The sequence below is a fragment of the Mycolicibacterium iranicum genome (genome assembly GCF_002101705.1).
In the GTDB taxonomy this organism is placed as follows: domain Bacteria; phylum Actinomycetota; class Actinomycetes; order Mycobacteriales; family Mycobacteriaceae; genus Mycobacterium; species Mycobacterium iranicum.
The window spans coordinates 78,508-102,451 of sequence record NZ_LQPC01000076.1 but is presented as its reverse complement, the minus strand read 5'-3'; the positions used below and the strand labels follow the sequence as shown (position 1 = coordinate 102,451).

Below are 23,944 nucleotides of genomic sequence, written 5' to 3'. Positions count from 1 at the left end.
AGCACGCTATCTCACGGGTCAACGCCGATACACGCCGCTGTCGTCGAGCCGGGACGTCACGTCGAGCAACATCGCCGCCTCCTGAGCCTTCTCCGGATGGTCCTGGTCGAAGCGACGCCCCTCGGGCCGCTCGTACATCGGGCGACCGCCGGCGATCGCCGACGCCAGCCTGCGCTGGCCTGCCAGCGCCCGCTCCTGAGCCTGGGCGGTGTACGCCGCCCGCTGCTCGGGGCTCAGCGTGGCCAGGAATGCCTGCGGATGTACCAGTGCGATCAGACCCGACACGTGACCGAAGCCGAGGCTGGTGACCAGACCCGCCTTCAGCGGGTACTTGTCGCCGAGTCGCAAGGTTTCGCGCGGCCACACGAAGTGCGCCGAGGTGGCCAACTCGTCGTCGACACAGTCGAGGCTGCGGTTGGGCGGGATGACGCCGTCGCGCAGCACCTGGCACAGGCCCATCATCTGGAAGACTGCCGCGCCGCCCTTGGCATGCCCGGTCAGGCTCTTCTGACTGATGATGAACAGCGGCGCGCCGTCGGAGCGACCCAGCGAATCCGCGAGCCGCTCATGCAGCTCGGTCTCGTTGGGGTCATTGGCCAGCGTCGACGTGTCGTGCTTGGAGATCACCGCGATGTCATCGGCGCCCACACCCAGCTTGGCCAGCGAGCGCGCCAGCTGCGAGTCCCTGCCGCCTCGGCCTGCACCCAACGCGCCGAGACCCGGCGCGGGGATGGACGTGTGCACACCGTCGGCGAACGACTGGGCGTAACCGACCACCGCGAGCACCGGAAGACCCATCTGCAGCGCGAGGTCACCGCGGGCCAGCAGCACCGTGCCACCGCCTTCTGCCTCCAGGAAACCGAGGCGGCGACGGTCGTTGGCGCGCGAGAACTTCGAGTCGCTGATGCCCTTTGCTCGCATCACCTCGGTGTCGGCGGTGGCTGCCATGTCGCCGAAGCCCATGATGGCCTCCAGCGTCATGTCGTCGAAACCGCCTGCCACCACGAGCTCGGCCTTGCCGAGGCGGATCTTGTCCACACCCTCCTCGACCGACACAGCTGCGGTGGCACACGCGCCAACCGGGTGGACCATCGCGCCGTAACCGCCGACGTAGCTCTGCATCACGTGTGCGGCAACGACATTCGGCAGGACCTCCTGCAGGATGTCGTTGGGCTTGCTCCGACCGAGCAGATTCCCGTGGTACATGGTCTGCATCGACGTCATGCCGCCCATGCCAGTGCCCTGCGTGGAGGCCACCAAGCTCGGGTGCACCCAGCGCATCAGCTCCGTCGGGGTGAAGCCCGAGGACAGGAACGCGTCCACGGTCGCGACAATGTTCCACAGCGCCACCCGGTCGATCGAGTTGGCCATGTCCGGGGTGATGCCCCATACCGTCGGGTCGAACCCGGTCGGGATCTGGGCGCCCACGGTGCGCGACAGCTTGGTCTTGCGGGGCACGCGAATCTCGGTGCCCGCCTTGCGGATCACCTCCCAGTCACCGGAATCCGGGATCGGCCGGGCCAGCGTGTGCTCCGGATCGAACTGGACGAACGCCCGCGCATCGGCCTCACTGGAGACCACGAAACGGAAGTCCTTGTCCAGGAACACACTGACCAGCAGCGGTGACGCGTGGTCGGGGTCGATCGCGCCGTCGTCGACGAACTCGCGAATGCCGCAGCGGCTGACCACCTCGTCGTGGTAGCGCTCGACGAGCTCGGACTCGTCGACCAGATCGCCGGATTCGACGTCGTACCAACCTGGTTGGGGATCGTCTTCCCACGTGATCAGGCCGGTCGTCCACGCCAGCTCCAGCACCCCGGCCGCCGACAGCTCGTTGTCGACCTCCATTTCGAAGCGGGTGCGCGACGAGCCGTAGGGGCCCAGCTCGGCACCGCCGACGATGACGACGAGCTCGGACGGGTCGACGTCGAGGTCGGCCCACTCGGGTGCGGGCGCACCGGCGATCGGGCGCGGCGGTGACGGCAGCGCGGCGATCATGTGATCGGCCGGCTCCTCGTCCCCGCTTCCGTCCTCGGAAGGAGCTTCGGCAGCTTCCTCCCGCGCCTTGGTGGCAAGTGCCGAAAGGTCCAGTTCGACCTCAGCCAGGCCGCCGGTCAGGTCGGCCTCGACGGGCTCGCGTGCTGCGGCCACCTTGTTCTCGACGTCGCACAGATCCAGCAGCATGCTTGCCATCTGCTCAGTCGAATACGTGGTGACGCCGGCCTCCTCGACCGCGTCGACGATCACGTCGTTGTGGCCCATCAGCCCGGTGCCGCGAGTCCAGCCGATCAGTGCGTGAGCCAGGCTGACCCGCTGCGCCCAGGACGTTTCGGCCTTCCATCGCGACACGACCGCATCCAGAGCCGACTTCGATTCGCCGTAGGCGCCGTCGCCACCGAACATGCCGCGGTTCGGCGAGCCCGGGAGCACGACGTGCAGGCGTGCCGCGATATCGCGGTCCGCTCCGATGCGCGACAGCCCGCCGATGAGCCGCTGCACGGCCCACAGCAGCACCTTCATCTCCATCTCGGAGCGCGAGCCGGCGTCGGACAGGTCACCGCCCACCCGCGGCGCCGCGAACGGGAACAGCAGCGTCGGGGTCAGCGCGTCCTTGATGTGAATCGACTTGGGCCCGAGGCTTTCGCTCTGCTCGGTCCCGACCCACTCGACCAGTGCATCAATGTCGTTGTAGGAGGCCATGTTCGCCGGCAGCACCCACAGCTTCGCGCCGAAGCGGGCATTGTCGCGGTAGAGCTGCCGGTAGAAGGCCAGTCGGTCGTCGTCGAGCTTGGACGTCGTCGCGACCACCGTCGCGCCGCCGTCGAGCAGTTGCGCCACCACCGATGCGGCGATGGAGCCCTTCGAAGCGCCCGTCACGACCGCGACCTCGTCGGTGTAGCGACCCTTGCCCGGGTTCTCGGCACCCGCGGCGACGCGGGCGTAGAGGGAGGCGTGGATGTTGCGCCCCGCTGCCAGGGCCTTGCCCTGCCAGTAGGTGGCCTGGGTGCCCACGACGTGACCGGTTCCCTCGAACCGCTCCGAGAGTCGGGCCCAATCAACCTCGATCTCGTCTTCGTCCATCAGCCAGATGCGGACGAGATCCTCACGGGCGCTGGCCCAGCGGTCGTCGAGCACCACTGCCTTGCGGCCGTCGAACACCGGCGCCACCAAACGTGGCCAGTCCGAACCCAATTCAGCGGTGACCAGATCGATCAGCTCTGCATCGGCCGTGGCCTCGGGGGTCGCGAACGAGTCGCCGAGGCCCAGCTGGTCGAGAATGGTGCGGGCCGCCGACGCGAGCACGCCGTCGGGTCCGGTGACCTGCTCGGCGAACTCGCCGAGCGCAGCGGAGTCCACGACTCCACCGCCACCGCCGGCAGCCGACGGCAACGACACGGGAACGCCGCGCCGGGCGCCGACCGCGGCCACCGCGGCGTCGATCGCCTTGTCGACGGCGGCGGCGTCAGCCAGCGCACCGTCGTGCAAACCGCCCAGCGCACCCCCGCGAACACTGGATCCCTCTCGGGTGCCCAGCGCGACCTCGACGGTGACGTGCTTGGCCCAGCCGTCGCCGAGCTCCCAGGTCTTCTTCACCCGCTCGGTGATGTAGGCCGGCCGCTTGCCCGACGGTCCGAAAACCGTGCGCAGCTGATCGTTGATCGCGTCGGACAGCACCGGCCCGAACGGCTTGTAGGTACGGGCCAGCTTGGTGACCTGTCCCTTCAAACCGGCGAGATCGGCTTCGGCGGCACCGTCGATGGCGCCGAGGTTCAGCTCGGAGCCGAGGTCGACCAGCATCTGGTTGCGGCGCGAGGACGCACCGTCGGTGATCGACTCGATGGAGTCCAGCGCCTCGATCTGATCGATGCGGATCTTGGCCGACAGCGCGATGAGCGCCATCGTCGCATCGGCGGCATCGAAGCCGATGTCGTCGGGTCGCGGAGCGCCCCCGGGCGCGACATTGGGCGCAGGTCCCCCGCTGGGCGCCGCAGCCGGAGCAGCCGGCGCAGCAGGGACGGCTTCGGCGGCCGGTGCCGGAGCAGCCTCAGCAGCCGGTGCCGGCGTGTCGTCGATCTCGGGCTCTGGATCGGTGTCGGTCGCGAACAGCACCGCGGCGTCACGCTCGGCGTTGAGCACCTCGGTGGTGTTGTGCGAATACTCCGGCAGCTTGAGTGTGTTAGCCGCTAGCCCTGCCACTGTGGGAGCTGATTTCACGCCGATCTCGACGAACCGCTCGATGCCCAAGCCCCCCGCGGCTTCCTCGATGAACAGCAGGTCCTGTGTCTCGATCCAGCGCACCGGGCTGGCGAACTGCCATGCCAGGAGCTCGATGACGACCTTGCGGCACAGCTCGCGCGGCCGCTCGTTACGCCAGGTGTCGTAGTCGGCGAGGATCTCGTCGAGCGGCTCGGCGGGCACCAGATCGCGGATCTCCTGGATGAAGTCGCGGTCCAGTGTGAACGGCCGCGGCACCAGGTTCGGGATGTAGCGCCCGATCAGCAGCTCCGGATCGGCGTCGGTGGGCATGACGCGCTCCAGCGAGCGGCGGAAGTCGGCGACGCCGACCCGCAACACCGAGGAGTGGAACGGCACGTCGATACCGGGGACCAAGATGAACGAGCGCTTGCCGCCGCTGATTTCGCGACGCCGCTCGACCTCGGCCTCCAGCTCCTCGAGGCCGCGAACCGTACCGGCGATCGCGTACTGCGAACCACGCAGGTTGAAATTCACGATCTGCAGGAACTCGCCTGTGCGCTCGGCGATCTCGGCGACGAAGTCGGTGACGTCGTTGTCGTCGAGGTCGATCTGCGACGGGCGGATCGCGGCCAGCCGGTAATTGGATCGGCCCTGGGCGTCGCGGGGCACGATGTCGTGCATCTTGGATCCGCGGTGGAACACCACCTCCAGTAGGGCTTCGAGCTCGTACACCCCGGACACGCATGCCAGCGCGGTGTACTCACCGACCGAGTGACCGCAGGCGATGGCGCCCTCCACGAAGGCACCCTGCTCGCGCATCTCGGCGACCTGGGCGGCCGCCACGGTGGCCATCGCAACCTGGGTGAACTGCGTGAGGTAGAGCACACCCTCGGGGTGGTGATAGTGCACGCCCGAGGCGATCAGGCTGGTCGGGTTGTCGCGCACGACGTGCAGGACCGAGAAGCCCAGGGTGTCGCGGGTGAACTTGTCGGCGTTGTCCCAGACCTTGCGGGCCGCCTTGGAGCGGGCGCGCACGTCCATGCCCATGCCCTTGGACTGGATGCCCTGGCCGGGGAAGGCGTAGACGGTCTTCGGGGCGGCGAGCTGGGCCGTGGCCGACATGACGAGCTCACCACCCGAACCACTCCCCTGGCTCGCTTCGCTCGCTGCCCGCCGAGCCTTCGCGGTGACCTCGATGATCTCGGCGCCACGGTCGATGCCGACGCGGTCCACCCGGAACTCGATCTCGTCGCCGGGCAGGACCATGCCGAGGAAACGGGAGGTCCAGCCGACCAGCCGGGCGGGCGGAGTAGCTCGACCGTCGGTTGCCGTGACGGCGTGCTGCGCCGCGGCCGAGAGCCACATGCCGTGCACGATGGGCGTTTTCAGCCCGGCCAGCAGTGCGGCCGCCCGGTCGGTGTGGATCGGGTTGTGGTCACCGGAGACGACGGCGAAGGCACTCATGTCGACGGGCGCGGTGACGACGACGTCGCGGCGCCTGCGGCGCGGCGTGTCGGTGGCGTTGTCGGTGATGGCCCCACCGGCACGCGGCGGGTCGGAGAGCTCCAGCGCTCCGGTGCGGCCACGGATCGCGAAACGCTCCTCGAGCGTCGCCAGCACCGTGCCGTCAGCGTCCGAGATGGTGACCGAGACCGGGACGACCCGGCCGACCTCGGTGTCGGTGGCCGCCGAAGCCGTTGCCTCGACGGTCAATTCGGACTTCACTGCAGGCATCGACTGCAGCAGGTGGGCGGCGTGATCGAGGTGCACCAGGCTGAGCAGGCCTTCGACGACCGGGAAGCCATCGTCGGTCACGGCCGATCCGATCGCCGAGAACACTGCGGGCCAGCACAGACCGACCAGCGCGTCGGGGACCAAGGTCAGGCCCGGCGCCAGCGGGGCGCCGAACGTCGCGGTGACGCCGGTGTGATCGGCGACCTTCTCGGGGTCCCACTCGACGGTGACCGTCGATGTGTTGTCCACAACGGACGGAAGGGATTCCGGTCCTTCGACGCCGGCAGCGATCGCCAGCACCGCGCGCATAGCCTTCGATGCGTCTTCGACGGTGACGATCGGCGCACCGCCGTCGGCGGTCGTCGCGGGCAGCGTGAAGCGGATGTCGATCCAGATGTCGGACAGCGGCACGCTCAGCGTCACGGAGGTGTTTCCGGCGTTGTCGGTCGACTGCTCAAGGCGCGCACCGGTATTGGGGTGTGTCGCGCTGGGCTTGCCGGGCACGTCGTTGACCTGCCACTCCTTCGGCGCACCGATGCGATGCACCGGGTTGATCGCGGTGCGTCCCGCCCACAGCACGTCAGGCGAGTCAAGCACCACGGCGAGCGGCCCGCTGACGTCGGCGCGGGCCTGACGTCGCGACACCACCGCGACCGGCTTCGCACCTGAGGCGAGCACGCGATCGACGATCTCCTGCTCGAAGCGATCGAGCAGCTCACCGACGGGCTCGTCGACGCGCGTGATGCCGGCGACGGCCTGCGTTCCGGGGATGATGCAGACCTGATCGGCGGTGTAGCGGGCGTCGTGGGCCTGCCACAGCGAATCCGAACGCCACCAGCGCCGCACATCCTTATCGATGACGGGCACGAAGTTGACCGGCTTCCCGGGCTTCTTGCACAGCGTCACGAAGAACGGCACGTCGGCGGGATGCAACCTGACGGTCTCGGCATCCGGGTAACGGGCCAGTAGCGCGGCGATCGCGGTTTCCGGATTATCAAGCAGCGCTTGACCTTCCGCGCTGGAGTCAAACAGCGACTCGATCGGACCGGAGTCCTTCTCGTTGAGGCGGGCCTCGGCGCGCTTGAGCATCTCCTCGAAGCGGTCGCGCCAGGTGTCGGCCAGCCACGGGCTGCCCGGCGCTGCGGTGTCGGCGGTGCTGTCGCCGTCGCCGATGGCCAACTCGATGTAGCGCTGCAGCCACTGCAGGTAGGACATGTCGGCGATGTCGCCGAAGTAGGGCTTGGCGGTGTTCGCCATGGCCGCGATGATCTCGTCGCGACGCTCGGCGACGGCATCGGCGTCACCGGCCACCTCGTCGAGCAGGCGACCGCAGCGCGACGCGGTGTTGTCGATCTCGTGGATGTCGGCGCCCAGCTGGCTACGGCCGCTGGCCATGCCGTTGATCGCCTTGCCCGCGCCGACCCAGGTGTCTGTTCCGTTGGTGTCGACCAGCAGCTGCTTGACGGCCGGTGAGGTCGTGGCCTCCAGCGTCGCCATGGCGGCGGTCCCTACGAGGATGCCGTCGACCGGCATCTCGGGGAAGCCGTAGGGCGTGGCCCACTGGCCGGACAGGTACTCCGCGGCCCGCTCGGGGGTGCCGATGCCGCCGCCGACGCAGATCGTGACGTTGGGATACTTGCGCAGCTCGCCGTAGGTGCTCAGCAGGAGGTCGTCGAGGTCCTCCCAGGAGTGGTGCCCGCCGGCGCGGCCGCCCTCGATGTGGACGATGACGTCGCGGTCGGGAACCTCGGCAGCGATCTTGATGACCGACTTGATCTGGTCGACGGTGCCCGGCTTGAAGGTCACCATGCTGATGCCGACGGAGTGCAGCTCTTCGATCAGGTCGACGGCCTCTTCGAGGTCCGGAATGCCCGCGGTGACGACCACGCCGTCGATCGGTGCGCCGGACTGGCGTGCCTTCTGCACCAGACGCTTGCCGCCGATCTGCAACTTCCACAGGTAGGGGTCGAGGAACAGCGAATTGAACTGGATGGCTCGGCCCGGCTCCAGCAGCTGCGTGAGCTCCTGGATGCGGGCGTCGAAGATCTCCTCGGTGACCTGGCCGCCTCCGGCGAGCTCGGCCCAGTGGCCGGCGTTCGCGGCGGCGGCGACGATCTTGGCGTCCACGGTCGTCGGCGTCATGCCGGCGAGCAGGATCGGCGAGCGTCCGGTGAGTCGGGTGAACTTCGTCGACGCCTTGACCGAGCCGTCGGGCAGCGCGACGGGCTTGGGGGCGTAGCTGGACCAGGCCGGCGCGACGGCGGGCGCGGCGCCGACAGTGAACAGACTGCGCTGGCCGGCTCGGGTGGCAGCCGGCACGATGCCGATGCCCAGACCGCGGATCACCGGTGCGGTCAGGCGCGTCACGGTGTCGCTCGGACCGAGGTCGACAATCCACTTGGCTCCGGTGGCGGCGAGACCTTCGACTTCGGCCACCCAGTCGACGGGCTTGACGAAAATGGTCTCGGTCAGTTCGCGGGTGAGCTCAGGATCCAGGCCGGTGCGCGCCGCCCACTCGTTGACGAGGTCCACGCCGCCCGCCAGGCGCGGGGTGTGGAAGCCGACCTCGACGTTGAGCTGGTTGAAGATCGGACGGAAGATGGCGCCGCCGCGGGTCTTGTTCTTGCGCTCCGCCTCTTCCTTCTCGGTGATCTTCTCGCAGTAGAGCTCGAAGCGGGCGAGCTGTTCCGGGGTGCCGGTGATGACGACCGAGCGCCTGCCGTTGCGGATGGACAGCGCCGGGGGCAGGACGGTGCGCACGTCTTGGGCGAACTCGTCGAGGAGCTCCGCCATCCGGTCTGGGTCGACATTGAGCACGGAGACCATCGGCGCCTTGTCGCCGCGACCGACCATCCCGCAGCGACGGGACACCAGCGAGCCGGCGGCGCCGATCAATTGACCGATGGCGAGCAGTTCGACGTCCCGGGTACCGCGGGCCTTGAGCGATTCCACGGCAGTGACGCCCTGTGAGTGGCCGGCGATGGCGATCGGGGGGTGACCGTCGAGGTCGAGGCCCTGGCGCTTGAGCGCCCGCTGAGCGGCCATCTGGGTGAGCAGGATGCCGGGCCCGGAGATGGCCGCGGTGGTGAGGTCTTTGGCCGAGGGCAGCGGCTCGTCGGCCGCCAGGGCCCGGATCCACTTCATGGGTTCGAAGCCGATGGGGCGGACGACGACGAGTTCTCGCGCCAGCGGCTCGAGGAGCAGCTCGGCTTCCGCAACCAGCTGGCTGATCTCGGATTCGATGCCGGCGGAGTTCACGAGCTCCTCGAGGTTCTCCAGCCAGGGACCGCCCTGGCCGCCGAACGCCACGGCGTAGGGCTCTCCGGAGTGCAGCCGATCGACGAGTGCGTGCGTTCCGGTCAGGGGTTCGAAGGCCTGGTCGGCCTCGTCGGAGCCGGTGGTCGCACGGTGCTGGTCGTTGATCGTCACGTCTTGTGTTCTCCTCGGTGCTATTCCGCGCTCTACATCGCTGGGGTGAGGCTCGGTGCTGTGCTTCTGGCGGGTGCCTGCCTGAGCACCCGGCGTGGGCCTTGCGATTCGGCGTCGAATCCGGCTGGTCTCGTCCGCGGCGCTATGGGTCGCAGTCGTCGCGTTCCATGACGCCCTTGGGCGGACACTCCAGCCGTACTAAGAGTGTCATAAGAGACGGACCCAGTTTGGCGCCTCAAATGGTTACTGGCGAGTTCTACGCATCGGTAACAGTGCGTTGCATAACGTGCTGTTTACTGCGGCCCGAAGCTATCCGGGACAAACGTCCTGCATGCGGGTGGTTACGGTCGAGTAAGGAAGAATCGCAGTTCAAAGCAGTATTGTTATCGAATCGTTATCTAAGAAATTTCGGCCTCAGCTGGTGTCACGATGCCGAACGGCTGGGCGACAAGATCAGAGAATGTGTCTTGTCAACGCTTCGCTGCGCGGACCGAAGTTTGCTGCCAAAACCTACTAATCAGTAAGTCCGGGTGCGAAAGTCAGGGAGTTCACCTCCGCTGCCCGATACCGGACCCGAGGATGTGGTCGACGGCGCCCGACGCCCCGCTGTGTCCAGCTGCCAATCGCACCTGACACCCGCGGGGCACCGCGGGGACTTCGCATACTCGGCGCCGGTGGTTGTGCTGCCACAATGAGCGCACGAGGCCGCATTACGCGTCCGATCGATCGCCGAGGAACCAGCGCGGACACGGCGCCACCCTGACACCGACGCCGTTCGTAGGCGAGGTCGTCACCAATGGCCGCGCAGGTCGGGCATCCGACGTATCACCTGCGGCTACGTGTGGTTGCCAGCAGCCGTGCGCCGCACTTACCCCGGTCGGTTCACGCGCCTCGACGCCAGTGCTCCCATGCTCCGCCGAGCAGGATTCCCGCGGTGTAGTCGGATGCGGATGTGACGATGTGACGACGCGTTGCCTGGTCGAAGCGGGCGGCGATGACGTTCTCCCCCAAAGCGCGATAGTCCTGGACAATCCTGCGGATCTCGTCCAACTCGTCTGCGTATGGCAGATAGTTGGCCCCGATGCGCGTCCGGTAGAGCTCGACGAGACTGGCGACGAACGCCTCGGCAAGATCGTCGACGGACTTCGCGGCGGCCTCGACGAACCTGACGAGCGCCCGCGCGTAGAGCCGCTGGTCGGGAGACCGTTCGAGGATCTCGGCGGCTGCGCTGTCGTTAACCCTGAGCTTTCCTCCGACGATCTCGGCGAGGCCGTATTCAACGAGCTTTCGGGCATCATCGCTGTCCGGATCGACGGTCACCGACGTGCTGTTGTTGTGCGACTTCTTCGACGGGCCCAGCACTGCCCGCTGCAAGCCGAGAATGTCTGCCAGGTCCGTTCCCTGACGCATGCTCGCGAAGAACTCCGCGATGTGTGCCGAGTTGTAGCCCTTGCGCAGCAGGTGGCTGATGGTGTTGAGCTGTGAGAGGTGATAGTCGTCGTACAGCGCCGACCGGCCGACCCGGCGAGGCGCGTCGAGCAGCCCGCGCTCGCGATAGGCGCGGATGTTCCGAGCGCTGACCCCCGACACCCGGGCGAGGTCTTCGAGTCGATATTCAGCCATGCAGCAGCGTCTCCACGGTTGCGGCGCACCAGGCACGTCGGAGACCTGGGCGGGACATGCACACACTGTAGCCCCCCGCGGTGCAAAACGAGCGAATTATCTCGATCATCAATCTTCAGAATTGCCTTTGCTCAATACGAACTTCTATCAGCGCGAATAATGAGCATATAGTCAATTTGTCAACGTTACTGTGCAGCTTTAGCCAACTTCTACACCCATAGGGTGAGGTTTGACCCCGCTACCTGTGAGCAATCCGATTGGCGTAAGGCACCGATAGTGCGCGACGATGGGCCTACCTGCCGCGTCGCGCAGGACATTAAGACAAAGCCAGCTAATTGTGAGGTGCCCGCTCGTGCGTGCCTGGATCGTCTGGGCGACCGGGCTGCTCGCCTACGTCGTCGCTGTCCTGGATCGAACCACGCTAGGCGTGTCCGGACTCGCCGCGGCGGATCGCTTCAGCACAGGACCCTCACTGTTGTCGACGTTCGTCGTCCTCCAAGTTGTCGTGTACGCGGGCGCCCAGGTCCCGGCGGGGCTTCTCCTGGACCGGTTCGGCTCCCGCGCGATGATCGTGGCCGGAGCCGCCACGATGGGTTCGGGCCAGCTGGTTCTTGCGTTCACCGAGTCGCTGCCTACCGCCATCGCTGCCCGCGCCGTGGTCGGGCTCGGAGACGCCTTCACGTTCATCTCCGTCCTGCGTCTCGTCCCCCACTGGTTCGCGCCGCGACAGATTCCGCTGGTCACGCAGCTGACGGGGATTTTCGGCCAGCTGGGCCAGGTGCTGTCGGCCATACCGTTCCTGGCCCTACTTCACGCCGCCGGCTGGTCGGCCGCGTACGTGTCCGCCGGAGCGCTCGGGGTGCTGTCGATAGTGCTGACCCTGCTCGTCGTCAAGAACACTCCGGACGGCGCCGCGACCACCGGCGAGGCGATGTCCGTTCGCGAGACCCTGCACAGCGTCAAGACCGTCTGGCTACGTCCGGGCACTCGCCTCGGATTCTTCACCCACATGGGGACGCAGTTCTCGCTCACCGTGTTCGCGCTGATGTGGGGCGTTCCATATTTGACGGAGGCGCAAGGACTCTCGGCCGGAGTAGCCGGTGCGTTGCTGAGCTTGTCCGTAGCCACTGCGGTCGCCTTCGGCGTGTTGATCGGGTTCTTGACGGGTCGGCTCCCCCACCGCCGGTCCCGATTGGTGCTGGCGATCATCGCGAGCAACGCTCTGATGTGGACCATCGTGCTCGCGCTGCCAGGCCCCGCACCATTGTGGTTGCTCATCGCGCTCATTACGGTGATGTCTTTCGGCGGGCCCGGTTCGATGGTCGGTTTCGACTTTGCGAGGACGTTCAACACCCGCGCGACCCTGGGCACGGCACAGGGCATGGTGAACATGGGCGGGTTCCTGGCGTCGCTGCTTCTCATGCAGGCGATGGGGATGGCGATGGAGGCGGCAGGCGGCATGTCCTTCGAGTCGTTCCGAGTCGCCTGGACCCTTCAGTACGTGGTGTGGACGCTGGCGATCGCCGGCATCCTGATCACCCGCCGGAAGGCGCGCAGGCAACTCGCCAAGGACGATCCGGTCGCATTTGCGGCTATGACGAAGTAGCCGACGTATTCCTCGCGACCGCGGCGGCTGCGTGCCGGTGTCCGACCAGTTCGTAGCCAACGACGGACACCACCGGCGCCAGCGTGACGACGAGCAGACTGTTGGCCATCGAAATGCCGTTGGCCGCCAGCAAAACCGCCAGACCGAGCACTGCCGCGGTGAGCACCACCAGCAGTACGTGAAAGCGTTCCACGGTGTACGCCATCAGTGAATAGAGCACGTAGATCGCCAGGATGTAGATACCAACCGGAATGACGACGGTCATCACCGTGGCCAGCGACGACAGCTTGGAGTGGTCCTCGATGTAGTAGGCGGCGGCGTGCAGGCCCGCCCCGGTCGCCACGATCGAGGCGAACACGACGATGTGCAGATAGCCGAACCAGAAGGAACGCTCTCGGCGGGCGTGCAGGATGTCGGCCTGCGGCAGGACGAAGTAGGTCCACCACATGCCAAACGTCAGACCGATGCCGGCGACGGCCACGAACACCGCTTCGATCGACCAGCCCTGCTCGCCGACCACTGCGGTCAGCGATGCGACTGTTCCCACCACGCCTTCACCGAGGGCGATGATCGTGAAAAGTCCGTACCTCTCGGCGATGTGGTGGGCGTGCCACGGCGTGCCGCCTTGCCGCAGTTCGGCGATCACGGGACCCATGATCTCGATCAGCACCAGCGACAACACGATGGCGATCGTGAGGGGCACCGACGTGTGGACGAAGATGGCTGCGACCCAGCCGATCTGGGCAACGGTGATCCACATCGCGTAGGTCAGGCATGCTTTGCGTCGCTGGGGATCCTGCCTGGCGGCCCGCAACCACTGGGCCACCATCGCGACGCGCATCACCACGTAGCCTGCGACGACCACGGCATTGTCGACGTGGCCGCCGTGCTCGATCGACGCATACATCTGGGGTAGTCCGAGCGCCAGGATGATGACGCCGACCATCTGCAGCATCGTCGTCAGCCGGTACGCCCAGTCGTCGGTGTCATAGGCCGAGGCGAACCAGCTGAAGTTGATCCAGGCCCAGCACACCGCGAACATCGCGAAGAAGAACGCGGCCAGCCCGGCCGCCACGTGTCCCTCGGCGAGCAGGTGCGCGAACTGCGACGCGGCGATGCCGAACGCAACGACGAAGGTCAGGTCGAACAGCAGCTCCAGCGGCGTTGCGGCTCGACCCGTCTCGTGCGGGTCGCGCCCGGCCATCTGCCTGATCCGGTGCAACTGGCCGATCGGTCGTTGCGGTTGCTCGCTCACTGCTGGTCCCCTTTCCTCCGCAGGGCAGAGCGTAGCCGCGCGGAGCGCGCTCGACGCGTCGGCCGAAGTCCGGCGCCCAATGCTCGTCGTCGACCACGTTCGTCCCGCCGCCACGATAAGGTTCGCGTCATGGACGCCGTCGGTGTGGTCTTGGCCGCGGGCCTCGGTACCCGCGTGGGCGCCGACGGGAACAAGGCATATCTGCCGTTGGCCGGGCGGAGCATGCTGTCGTGGTCGCTGGACACTCTGGCCCGGCTGCCAGAGATCGCGAGGACGATTCTGGTCTTCCGCAAGGGCGAGTTCGATCTGGCTCGCGATACCGTCCACCGCGAACTCGGCGATGCCGCAATTGAATTGGTCGAAGGTGGCGACACCAGGCATGCTTCGGAAACCAACGTCGTGCGTTATCTGGCCGGCGACATCGAGTCGGGCAGCGTCGACGTGATCGCCATCCATGACGCCGCCCGCCCCCTCGCGGGACCTGAAATGTTCCGCGAGGCGATCACGCTGGCACGCAAGTTCGGCGGCGCGTTGCCCGCCCTGCCGGTCGAGAACCTCGCGGCATCGGGCGACGAGGGCCTTGGCCCCGTGCCCGGCCGCGCAGCGCTGGTCAGAGTCCAGACGCCGCAGGCCTTCCGCGCCCGTGATCTGCTGTACGCCTATCGCAGCGCGGAGCGCGACGGGTTTGAAGGCACCGACACCTCCTCGTGCATCGAGCACTACACCGATGTCGAGGTGCGGACCTTCATCGGGGACACGGCCAACCTCAAGGTGACCTATGCGCGCGACATTGCCGTCGCACAGCGAATGCTCACCGATCCGAGCCGTCACTCCGGCACTCGATGACCGCGGCGAGATAGCTTGCATCGCGCGGCAATTCGACTGCCATGGTGTCGGTGTCGCCGTCGACCGAAGTCACTGACACCCCCGAGGTGAGCACCGCGTCAAGCTCGTCGATTCCAGGGCCGTGCGTGATCAGCCGGGTCAACACGGCGGCGTCGAAGCCCCGCGGGTACTGGACAGTGCGTAGCGGGGTCCGCTCCACGGTGGCCGTCACTGCGCCGTTGGAGTTCACCGCTTTGATGCTGTCCGTGACCGGACATACCGGAAGCGCCGCAACTGATCCGGCCCTCAGCGCAGCCACCACACGATCCAGCGTGGCGGGCGAGACCAGCGGCCACGCGATGTCGTGCAGCAGCACCTGGTCGGCGACTCCGGGGACGCGCAGCGCCGCGGAAATGCAGTCCCTCCTGGCGCCCGGGTCGTCGGCCACGCATACCCGCATGGCCGAAAGCCCCTGTTGCGCCAAGGATTTCTTCACCTCGTCGAGCAGCGGCGCAGCTGCTGCCACGATCACGTCAGCGACCGGCGCCAGGCTTCGCACGATGCGCGCGAGGGACGACTGCCCTGCGACGGGCGAGAACACCGCCTCGCGCCGGGACACCAGGGTCGTCGGAACGGGCAGGATCGCCGTCACAGTCACGGCGCTCGAGGCTATACGTTCTATACGGGATCGAACGAGTCGATCAGCCAGTTGCCGTCAATTTTCGTCAGACCGACCTTGACGCTGCTGGCCGCGAACGCGCCGTCGGGATTCTCCTTGCTAGTGGTGGTCTGGTTGATGAAGACCAGCACCTCGGCGGTATCTGGCGCAATTTCCGACACCGCAGCCCGGACTACCGACGCCGCGGTCTTGACGGACTTCTCCCGCGCCGCCGGTGTGACGATCTGCTCGGTGAATTGCGTGTAATAGGACAGGAAATCGCCGGTGAGCTTCGATTTGGCGTTGGCAAAGTCCTGGTCGAGAGACTCCGGCGAGTAGGACAGCAGCGCGACGGTACCCGTTTTGGCCGCATCGAGGGCGACCTGGGCCGCCGCGGGATCCGTCTCCTGGTCGGGGCGGTAGTCGTTGACGTAGAGCCAGCTCGTCAGCCCGGCCGACGCGGAGAGCAGAACGAACGCCAACACAGCGGCGGCGACCAGGGCACGGCCCGATCGCCGGCGTGTCTTCTCGGTAGGCGGGTCCTCGTCGATCTCCTCGTCGGCCGGCTCCGCGACCTCGGCCGCTTCGTCGGACGCTTCCGCGTCGGGCGAGTCACCGACGGTCTCTTCGACGTCGGTGTCGTCAGCGGTGATCTCGGGAGTGCGGTCTTCGTCGCTCACGGCACGAACTCGACTTTCGCCATCTTGATCTGACCGTCCTCACGCTCAAGGCTGACGCTGAGGCGCCATGTGCGTGGTTCCTGATTGGCTCCGGCGGTGTTGGTGACCCGCGATGCCGCCGCCACGAGCACCTCGGCCTTGTCGTCGGACATCGACTCCACGGCGGTGGAGTTGACCGTGACTTCGGTGACGACCTTCGAATCCTGGGCCACCTTCACGAAATCGGCCGCCTGAGACTCGAAGTCCGACTTGAACTGGCCGGTCGAGTTGTCGATGATGCGCTGGACGTCCGCCTCGGCGTTGTTGAAGTCCAACGACATCAGCGTGACGACGCTCTGCCGGGCGGCTGCCGAGTACTCGGCGGTTTGCTGCCGAACCTTCTCGGCGTTCCGGTGCTCGATGATCATGTAACCGCTGGCGGCGAGCCCAGCCACGGCACCCAGGATGGCCACGACGATCGCCGCGACAGCGACCCCGAACTTCGTCGGCTTCAGCCGCATTCTGCGGCGCTTGCGCGGCGCCTCGGCTTCCTGCGCCTCCTCGATGTCGGGGTCGGCGTCCGTAGACACCACGGTCTCGACGTTCTCGGGTTCGACGCCGTCGGCCTCGGCCGGCTCGGCGGAGGTCTGCGCCTCCGCGTCTACTGCGTCCGGCGCGGTGTCGGTGCCAACCTCCAGAGCCTCCCTGCGCAGCCTTGCTGCCCGGGCCCGAGCCCTGGCGGCCGCGGCCATGGCATCGGCCTCAGCGGCCTCCGCCTCGGCTTCTTCGGCGAGCGCCCGAGCCTGGTCGGCATCCGTAGGACGGTCAGCTTCGGCTCTCGCTTCGTCGACGCGATCGGCGTCGATCACGGAGTCGCGGCGCCTGAAAGACGGCACACCGACCTCCTTGTCTGCTGTGTCATCGCACGCTTGCGGTTGTGAGAATGTCGTTCTTCTTTTTTGAGTATCACCTATGACGATACCCCCGTCTCGGAGGTCCGGACAAAAGGCCTGTCAGCGGAAATGCTGTTTACGCGCTGTGCGGTCGCTCAGCGATCGAGGTTCAGAAGTTTGTCCTTCATCACCTTGCCGGTGGCGTTCAACGGCATTTCGTCGACGAACTCTACATAGCGGGGCACCTTGAAACCGGCCATTCGGTCACGACACCATGCGATCAGATCGTCGCCGTCGAGCGGCACCCTGGTGCCTTTGCCGGCGTTCTCGGCCACCACGAATGCCTTGCCGACCTGCCCCAGGCGCTCGTCGGGGACGCCGACGACAGCGGCCTGCGCCACACCGGGGTGTTCCAGCAGGAAGCCCTCGATCTCGGCGGGGTAGGCGTTGAAGCCCCCCACGATGAACATGTCCTTCTTGCGGCCAACGATGCGCAGGCGTCCCGCGTCATCCACGGTGCCGAGGTCTCCGGTGTGCAGCCAGCCGTCGCCGTCGATCGCCTCGGCGGTGGCCGCAGGGTCGTCGAGGTAGCCCTGCATGACCGTGTAACCCCGCACCAGCACCTCGCCGTCGTCGGCGATGCGCATCTCGACACCGTCGCAGGCGACTCCCGCGGTGGTCGCGATGTCGGTGAACGAATCTCCGGGCCGCGACAGCGTGACGGTGCCTGCCTCGGTGAGGCCGTAACCCGTCGCCAGCGTCTGGAAAGGCAGCTCTTCGTGTACCCGCCGGATCAGTTCGACGGGAATGTCGGCCGCGCCGGTCACCCCGGCCCGAAGTGTGGCGAGCTTCGACTTGTCGGGCAGCGACAGCAGCGAGTGGTACAGCGTCGGCGGGCCGGGCAGCATCGTGACGCGTTCACTGGCAATGAGTTCCACGACCCGGTCGACGTCGAATACCGCGACCGGCAGCATCGTCGCTCCACGAATGAACGACGCGATCAGACCGGCCTTGTAGCCGAAGGTGTGGAAGTACGGGTTCACCATCAGATAGCGGTCGCCCTGGCGCAGATCGGCCAGGTTGCACCACTCCTCGTAAAGTCGCAGGTTCTGCGCATGGTGCATCATCACGCCCTTGGGCCGCCCCGTGGTGCCCGACGTAAAAATGATGTCCGAGATGTCGGTGGACGCCAGGGGGCGACTGAAAGGTGTTCCGCTGGAAAGGAAATCAGACTTGAGGTCGATCACCGGCGGCCGCGCGCCGGACCACGAAGAAGGCAGCGTGTAGTTCACACCCAGGAAGCCCTGCTGCACCAAGACCGCCTTGGCGCCGCTGCGGGCGATGATGTCGCCCGCCTCCTCGGTCTTGAACCTGGTGTTGACGGGCACGAGCACCCCGCCGGCGGTGAGCAGACCGAATGCGGCGATGACCCATTCGGCGCTGTTGGGCGCCCAGATCGCGGCGCGATCACCTTTTTCGATACCGATCTCGGCGAATGCGCCTGCGGCACAACGAATCCGCTCGACAAGTTCGGCGAAGGACAATCGCAGCGAACCGTCGACGACAGCCTCGCTGTCGCCGAACCGGTCCGCTGCGCTGGCGACCAACTCGGGGATGGTCTGCCAGGGTTTGTCGGCGCTACTTCTCATCGGGCGTGGGGCGCCCTTGATCGTCGCAACGCGTGAGCCCGATACGTCACGTCGTGACGAGACGTCCCAGGTTGCCGCCCATGATCTTGGCCTGATCCTCCACGGACAGGTGCTCGAGCGCTGTCACGTAATGGGTGGGCTCAGCCAGTCCTTCGGGGTGCGGCCAGTCGGACCCGTAGAGCACCTGGTCGACGCCGATCAAATTGATCAGGTCGTCGATGCCCTCCTCGTAGAACGGGCTGACGTAGATGCGGTTCTTGATTTCCTCGATCGGGTTGCCCAAAAAGGCTTCCGGCGCCTTCTTCCATACCTCGGCCATCGAATCGAGCAGCGGGAACATCCACTTCGAGCCGGCCTCGACGATGCCGACCTTGAGCTTCGGGAAGCGGAACAGTGCGCCGTGAATCACCCACGAGGCCACCGCATCCTGGATGGGGCGCCACTCGTTGAGGATCGACATCGCGTTGGTCTGGAACGGCAGCATCTCCTGCGCCTGGCCATCCCACTCGGAGGTGTAGCGCGAGTAGCCACTGTCCGAGGAGTGCATGCCGACAAAGACGTCGTGGTGCACCACGCGCTCCCAGAACGGGTCGAACTCCGGCAGCGCGAACGAGCGCGGTCCGCGGAAGCCGGGCACCGGTGCCGGCCGGATCAGGATGGCACGGGCACCACGCTTGACGCACCACTCCAGCTCCTCGATCGCCTTCTCGACGATCGGCAGCGTGATGACGGGCGTGGTGAAGATCCGGTTCTGGTAGTTGAAGCCCCAGACCTCGTGGAGCCACTCGTTGAGCGCGTGGATGATCACGTGGATCGCCAGGGGATCGTCGGACAGGCGCTCCTCGATGAGGCTGGCCAGCGTCGGGAACATCAGGCTGCGGTCGACGCCGAGTTCGTCCATCACCTTGATGCGGGGTTCGGGCTCGAAGAACGCCGGAATCGCCTTCATCGGCTCGCCGAACAGCTCCCTCTTGCTCTTGCCGTCGGGGTTGCCGTACTTGAAGTACTCCTCCCATGCACCCGGCTTGGCGACCACCGAGAACGTGGGATTCGGGATGTAGTTGGAGATCTGACCTTTGAGCGCGATCTTGGTGCGCCCGTTGATCTCGACGTACTGGACGACGTCCTTGTACTCCTTGGGGAGGTACTTGGTCATCGCCTCCGGCGGCTCATAGAGGTGGTTGTCCGCATCGAACAGCGGGAACGGGATATCGACCCGGTGCGACAGTTGTCCCATGAAAGACTCCTTTTCCTATCGAGAGAATCGTATTCTCATTTTTGATGGGCCGCAACGGCCCCGTATTCACCGGCCGCCACCCTTTGACGGATCACGTACTTCTGGACCTTGCCGCTGGCGGTCCTCGGAAAGTCCTGCCCTGGCGGGACCCGGTGCAGTTCCTCCGGCCACTTCTGAGTGGCCACCCCGGCCCCCTTGAAGTGAGCACGCACGTCGTCGAGACTCGGCATCTGCTCGCCGTCGCGGATGCGCAAGACCGCGGCGGTGCGCTCCCCCAGCCGAGGGTCCGGCGCGGCGACGACGACCGCCTCGGCGACGGCCGACATGGATAGCAGGACCTCTTCGACTTCCAGGGCACTGATGTTCTCGCCGCCGCGGATGATCACGTCGGCCTTGCGGTCGGTGATGGTGAGGTATCCGTCGTCGTCGAGCACCCCGATATCGCCGGTGCGGTACCAGCCTTCGTCGTCGAAGGCCCGCGCGGTGAGCTCGTCGTCGGTGTAACCGATGCACAGGTCAGGGCCGCGGCTGAAGATCTCGCCGTCGGGCCCGAGCTTGATCTCCACCCCGGGGCGTGGATCTCCGTCGGTAAACAATCGTTTGGCTTCCGGCGCACTGGGTCGCGAGCCGGTGATCGAGGGGTGTTCGGTGCTGCCGTAGGAGCGGAACACGAACATTCCGAGATCGGTGAGCCGCCGCGTCACCGCGGCGGGCACCGTCGAGCCGCCCAGCCCGACTGTCTTGAAGTGGCGCAGATGGTGAGGCCTGCAGTCGGGGTGATCGAGCAGGCTGGTGACGAAGTACGGCGGGCCTCCCCCGATGGACAGGCCGTCGCGCTCCATCAACTGCAGAACCCGGCCGGGATCCCAGACGTCGCACAGATCGATCGGTGCACCTTCGAGGACCGGGATCAGCAGCGCGCCAACCATGCCGATGAAATGGCCGACTGGCGTGGCGGTGAGTTGCCTGCCGCGTTCCGGTGGATAGTTCTCCAGAAGCTGGCGCGTTTCGCAGCTCAGCGTCTGGTGGCTGTGAATCACGCCTTTCGGATCGCGGGTGGTCCCCGAGGTGAAGGCGATGAGCGCCGGTGCCGCAGGATCTGCGGGGATCGTTCCGGTCAGCGGCTCGTCGGCGAGCAGATCGTCGAACGGACGCGCATGGCCTGCGGCTGAATCCATCCCCACCAGAGCGACGATCGGGACATCCGCGCAGAGATCAGGCTGATAGCGCATGCGACCGAACTCCTCGGTCGTGATGAACACGCGCGGCTTCGCGACGGCCAGGATGTGACCGATTTCTTTGCGCCCATAGAAGTGCACGATCGGCACGATCACGGCTCCGAGGAAGGACGACGCCCAGAACGCGACGGCCGCCTCTCGCCAGTTCGGCAGCTGGAACGCCACGACATCGCCGGGCCCGACGCCGCCCGCCTGCAGTCCCGCCGCGAGACGTCGGGCGTCCCGTCCGACGTCGCCGAACGTGCCCGAGTAGGGGCGCGTGGCCGAATGCACGAAGAAACCGGCATCAGGGCTGTTGGCGAGCCCCCTGGCCAACAGATCCCCGAGCGTCTCGCGGGTCCAGTAGCCGGCCTGTTCGTATCTTCTGACCAGCTCCGCAGGAATCGTCCGCATGACTGCCGGCCACCCTTTCCCGTCTGCGAGGAGATACCGTCACGAGGACGTTGAGATCCTCGCAATCCGACGGTGATGCTATTCTCCGCCTGCGAGAATGCCAATACCGCAGAGGGAGAATGCCCGATGGTCGACCTCGAAATCGACGATGGTTTGGCGACCATCACCATCGACCGGCCGCACGCGCGTAATGCGATCTCGCTGGAGACCATGGATCAGCTCGACAAGGCGCTCGACGGCGCCGCGGGGGCCGCTGCGCTCGCCCTCACCGGCGCAGGCGACAAAGCCTTCGTGTCCGGCGGCGACCTGAAGGAACTCAGCGCGCTGCGGACCGAGGACCAGGCCGCGGCGATGGCCTTCCGGATGAGGGCGATCTGCGACCGCATCGCCGCATTCCCCGGCCCCGTGCTCGCCGCGCTCAACGGTCACGCGCTCGGCGGCGGCGCCGAATTCGCGGTGGCCGCTGACATCCGGGTGGCCGCCGACGACATCAAGATCGGCTTCAACCAGGTCGCCTTGGAAATCATGCCCGCGTGGGGCGGCGCCGAACGGCTCGTCGATCTCGTCGGCTACAGCAGAGCCTTGCTGCTGGCCGGCACCGGGCGCATCCTGGCGGCCACCGACGCAGAGCGCATCGGCCTGATCGATCAGGTCATCCCGCGCGCGAGCTTCGACGAGCAGTGGCGGCTGACCGCCCGCCTGCTGGCTCGCACCCCTGCCGGCGAGGTCAAGCGGGTGATGCGGGGCGTCTCGACCACCGAGGCCGTCGCCGCATTCGCCCGGCTGTGGGTGTCCGACGAGCACTGGACGGCTGCCGACAAGGTGATGAACAAAGGCAACAGATAGCCGCAGTCGCATACGCGCATTCATCGACCATGTTCTCGCTAGACGAGAATGGCATTTCCAGTTATCGTCAATCCCGTGTCGAGCACGCAGCGGGCGCTGGCGCCCGAAATTTCCACCTGGCCGAATGACGATCCGCAGCTCATCGGGAGTTGTTGTGGCACATGCGGTGCCACGACCTTCCCGACCCAGCAGCGCTGCCCCAAGTGCAGTGGCGGCGACATGTCCGACGTGCTACTCCCCCGCCGCGGGACTCTCGTGGCATGGACCACGCAGGGCTTCCCGCCCGGGCCGCCGTACAAGGGTCCTACGGGTAAGGATTTCGTGCCGTTCGGCGTCGGCCTCGTACAGCTCGATGACGTCATCCGCGTCGAGGGCAGGCTCACCGAAAACGACCCGGCGAAGCTGCAATTCGGCCAGCAGGTCGAACTGACCATGATCCCGTTCACCTCCGACGAGGACGGGACCGAGGTCGTCACCTTCGCGTTCCAGCCCGTCAGCAATTAAGGGGCACTGCATGACCAACTCCAACGATGTCGCGATCATCGGTGTCGGCCTGCATCCGTTCGGCCGGTTCGACAAGACCGCGATGCAGATGGGCGCCGAGGCTATTCAGTCCGCACTCACCGACGCCGGCGTGGATTGGAAGGACATCCAGTTCGGCTTCGGCGGCAGCTATGAGGTATCCAATCCCGACGCCGTCACCCGCCTGGTCGGCCTGACCGGCATCACGTTCACCAACGTGTTCAACGCCTGCGCCACTGCGGCGTCGGCGATCCAGCAGACGGCCGACACGATCCGATTGGGCAAGTACGACATCGGTATTGCCATCGGACTTGACAAGCACCCCCGCGGAGCCTTCACCGACGACCCCGCCAAACTCGCACTGCCGCAGTGGTATGCCGAGAACGGTCAGTTCGTCACGACCAAGTTCTTCGGGATGAAGGCCAACCACTACATCCACAAGCACAACATCTCGCAGGAGACGCTGGCACGGGTGGCGAACAAGAACTTCCGCAACGGCGTGATCAACCCGAATGCGTTCCGCCGCAAAGAGATCTCCGTGGACGAGATCCTGGCGTCGCCGGCCCTGAACTATCCCCTGACCCAGTACATGTTCTGTGCGCCCGACGAGGGGGCGGCGGCAGTGATCATGTGCCGCGGCGACATCGCCCACAGGTTCACCGACAAGCCGGTGTTCGTACGTGCCAGCGAGATTCGCACGCGCACCTTCGGCGCCTACGAGGTGCACGCGACGTCTGCACCGCTGGACGAGGATCCGTCCCCCACGGTGTACGCGGCCAAAGCCGCCTACGAGGCGGCCGGCATCGGCCCTGAGGACGTCGACATCGCTCAGCTTCAGGACACCGACGCGGGCGCCGAGGTCATCCACATGGCCGAAACCGGGCTGTGCGCCGACGGCGAGCAGGAGAAGCTTCTCGCCGACGGCGCCACGGAGATCCACGGCACCATTCCGGTCAACACCGACGGCGGACTCATCGCCAACGGCGAGCCGATCGGCGCCTCCGGGTTGCGACAGGTGCATGAGTTGGTGCGTCAGCTGCGCGGCGAAGCAGGCGAGCGGCAGGTGCCGGGCCAGCCGCGCGTCGGACTGGCCCAGGTCTACGGCGCGCCGGGTACCGCCTCCGCGACGATCCTGTCTCTGTAAGCATTTCGCGCGCCCCTCGCGGTTTGGTAGCCGATC

The 23,944-nt window shown here is 66.6% G+C and carries 14 protein-coding genes; 5 read left to right on the top strand and 9 right to left on the bottom strand.

What is annotated here, in order from left to right; all coding sequences use genetic code 11:
- Positions 1-18 precede the first annotated feature (18 nt).
- Together AWC12_RS29655 and AWC12_RS29650 are read right to left on the bottom strand one after the other, a co-directional pair.
- Positions 19-9,360: a type I polyketide synthase gene (locus tag AWC12_RS29655; protein WP_085178399.1), complete on the bottom strand. Its 9,342-nt coding sequence runs from the start codon at positions 9,358-9,360 to the stop codon at positions 19-21.
- Between the two features lie 882 nt (positions 9,361-10,242).
- Entirely contained in the window at positions 10,243-10,983 is a 741-nt protein-coding gene (locus tag AWC12_RS29650; RefSeq protein WP_085178397.1) for a MerR family transcriptional regulator, read from the bottom strand.
- 352 nt (positions 10,984-11,335) lie between these two features.
- Between AWC12_RS29650 and AWC12_RS29645 the strand changes: the two genes are divergently transcribed.
- A complete protein-coding gene (locus AWC12_RS29645; RefSeq protein ID WP_024448336.1) occupies positions 11,336-12,589 on the top strand; it encodes an MFS transporter in 1,254 nt (417 codons plus the stop codon).
- On the opposite strand, the gene AWC12_RS29640 is transcribed toward AWC12_RS29645, so the two are convergent.
- Positions 12,576-13,793 carry a low temperature requirement protein A gene (locus AWC12_RS29640; RefSeq protein WP_051226854.1) on the bottom strand — a complete coding sequence of 406 codons (1,218 nt, stop codon included), beginning with the start codon at positions 13,791-13,793 and terminating at the stop codon, positions 12,576-12,578. The two genes, AWC12_RS29645 and AWC12_RS29640, sit on opposite strands and share 14 nt — an antisense overlap.
- Before the next feature lie 180 nt (positions 13,794-13,973).
- On the opposite strand from AWC12_RS29640, the gene AWC12_RS29635 reads away from it, so the two are divergent.
- Entirely contained in the window at positions 13,974-14,690 is a 717-nt protein-coding gene (locus tag AWC12_RS29635; protein WP_085178396.1) for an IspD/TarI family cytidylyltransferase, read from the top strand.
- Here AWC12_RS29635 and AWC12_RS29630 read toward each other — a convergent pair.
- From AWC12_RS29630 to AWC12_RS29605, 6 genes are all read right to left on the bottom strand, one after another.
- A complete protein-coding gene (locus AWC12_RS29630) occupies positions 14,656-15,327 on the bottom strand; it encodes a 2-C-methyl-D-erythritol 4-phosphate cytidylyltransferase (protein WP_085178394.1) in 672 nt (223 codons plus the stop codon). The two genes, AWC12_RS29635 and AWC12_RS29630, sit on opposite strands and share 35 nt — an antisense overlap.
- 20 nt (positions 15,328-15,347) lie before the next feature.
- Positions 15,348-16,007 carry a hypothetical protein gene (locus tag AWC12_RS29625; protein ID WP_085178392.1) on the bottom strand — a complete coding sequence of 220 codons (660 nt, stop codon included), beginning with the start codon at positions 16,005-16,007 and terminating at the stop codon, positions 15,348-15,350.
- Positions 16,004-16,882 carry an Rv1363c family protein gene (locus AWC12_RS29620; protein ID WP_085178390.1) on the bottom strand — a complete coding sequence of 293 codons (879 nt, stop codon included), beginning with the start codon at positions 16,880-16,882 and terminating at the stop codon, positions 16,004-16,006. The genes AWC12_RS29625 and AWC12_RS29620 overlap by 4 nt, the downstream gene beginning before the upstream one ends.
- A gap of 152 nt (positions 16,883-17,034) precedes the next feature.
- The gene (locus AWC12_RS29615; protein ID WP_036465678.1) at positions 17,035-18,528 is read right to left on the bottom strand and encodes a FadD3 family acyl-CoA ligase; all 1,494 of its coding nucleotides are present in this window, start codon (positions 18,526-18,528) and stop codon (positions 17,035-17,037) included.
- A gap of 46 nt (positions 18,529-18,574) precedes the next feature.
- On the bottom strand, positions 18,575-19,765 hold the full coding sequence (locus AWC12_RS29610; protein ID WP_024448329.1) for an amidohydrolase family protein: 1,191 nt from the start codon (positions 19,763-19,765) through the stop codon (positions 18,575-18,577).
- A gap of 35 nt (positions 19,766-19,800) precedes the next feature.
- The gene (locus tag AWC12_RS29605) at positions 19,801-21,396 is read right to left on the bottom strand and encodes an AMP-binding protein (protein ID WP_085178389.1); all 1,596 of its coding nucleotides are present in this window, start codon (positions 21,394-21,396) and stop codon (positions 19,801-19,803) included.
- A 126-nt stretch (positions 21,397-21,522) separates the two neighbouring features.
- Between AWC12_RS29605 and AWC12_RS29600 the strand changes: the two genes are divergently transcribed.
- Genes AWC12_RS29600 through AWC12_RS29590 form a run of 3 tightly spaced genes read left to right on the top strand, consistent with a single transcriptional unit; the run spans position 21,523 to position 23,908 of the window.
- Positions 21,523-22,242 (top strand): enoyl-CoA hydratase/isomerase family protein, encoded by a 720-nt coding sequence (locus AWC12_RS29600; protein WP_085178388.1) that lies wholly within the window; start codon positions 21,523-21,525, stop codon positions 22,240-22,242.
- 48 nt (positions 22,243-22,290) lie between these two features.
- Positions 22,291-22,746, top strand: a complete 456-nt coding sequence (locus AWC12_RS29595) for a Zn-ribbon domain-containing OB-fold protein (protein WP_085178387.1) — start codon at positions 22,291-22,293, stop codon at positions 22,744-22,746.
- Between the two features lie 10 nt (positions 22,747-22,756).
- Entirely contained in the window at positions 22,757-23,908 is a 1,152-nt protein-coding gene (locus tag AWC12_RS29590) for a thiolase family protein (RefSeq protein WP_085178386.1), read from the top strand.
- Positions 23,909-23,944 lie beyond the last annotated feature (36 nt).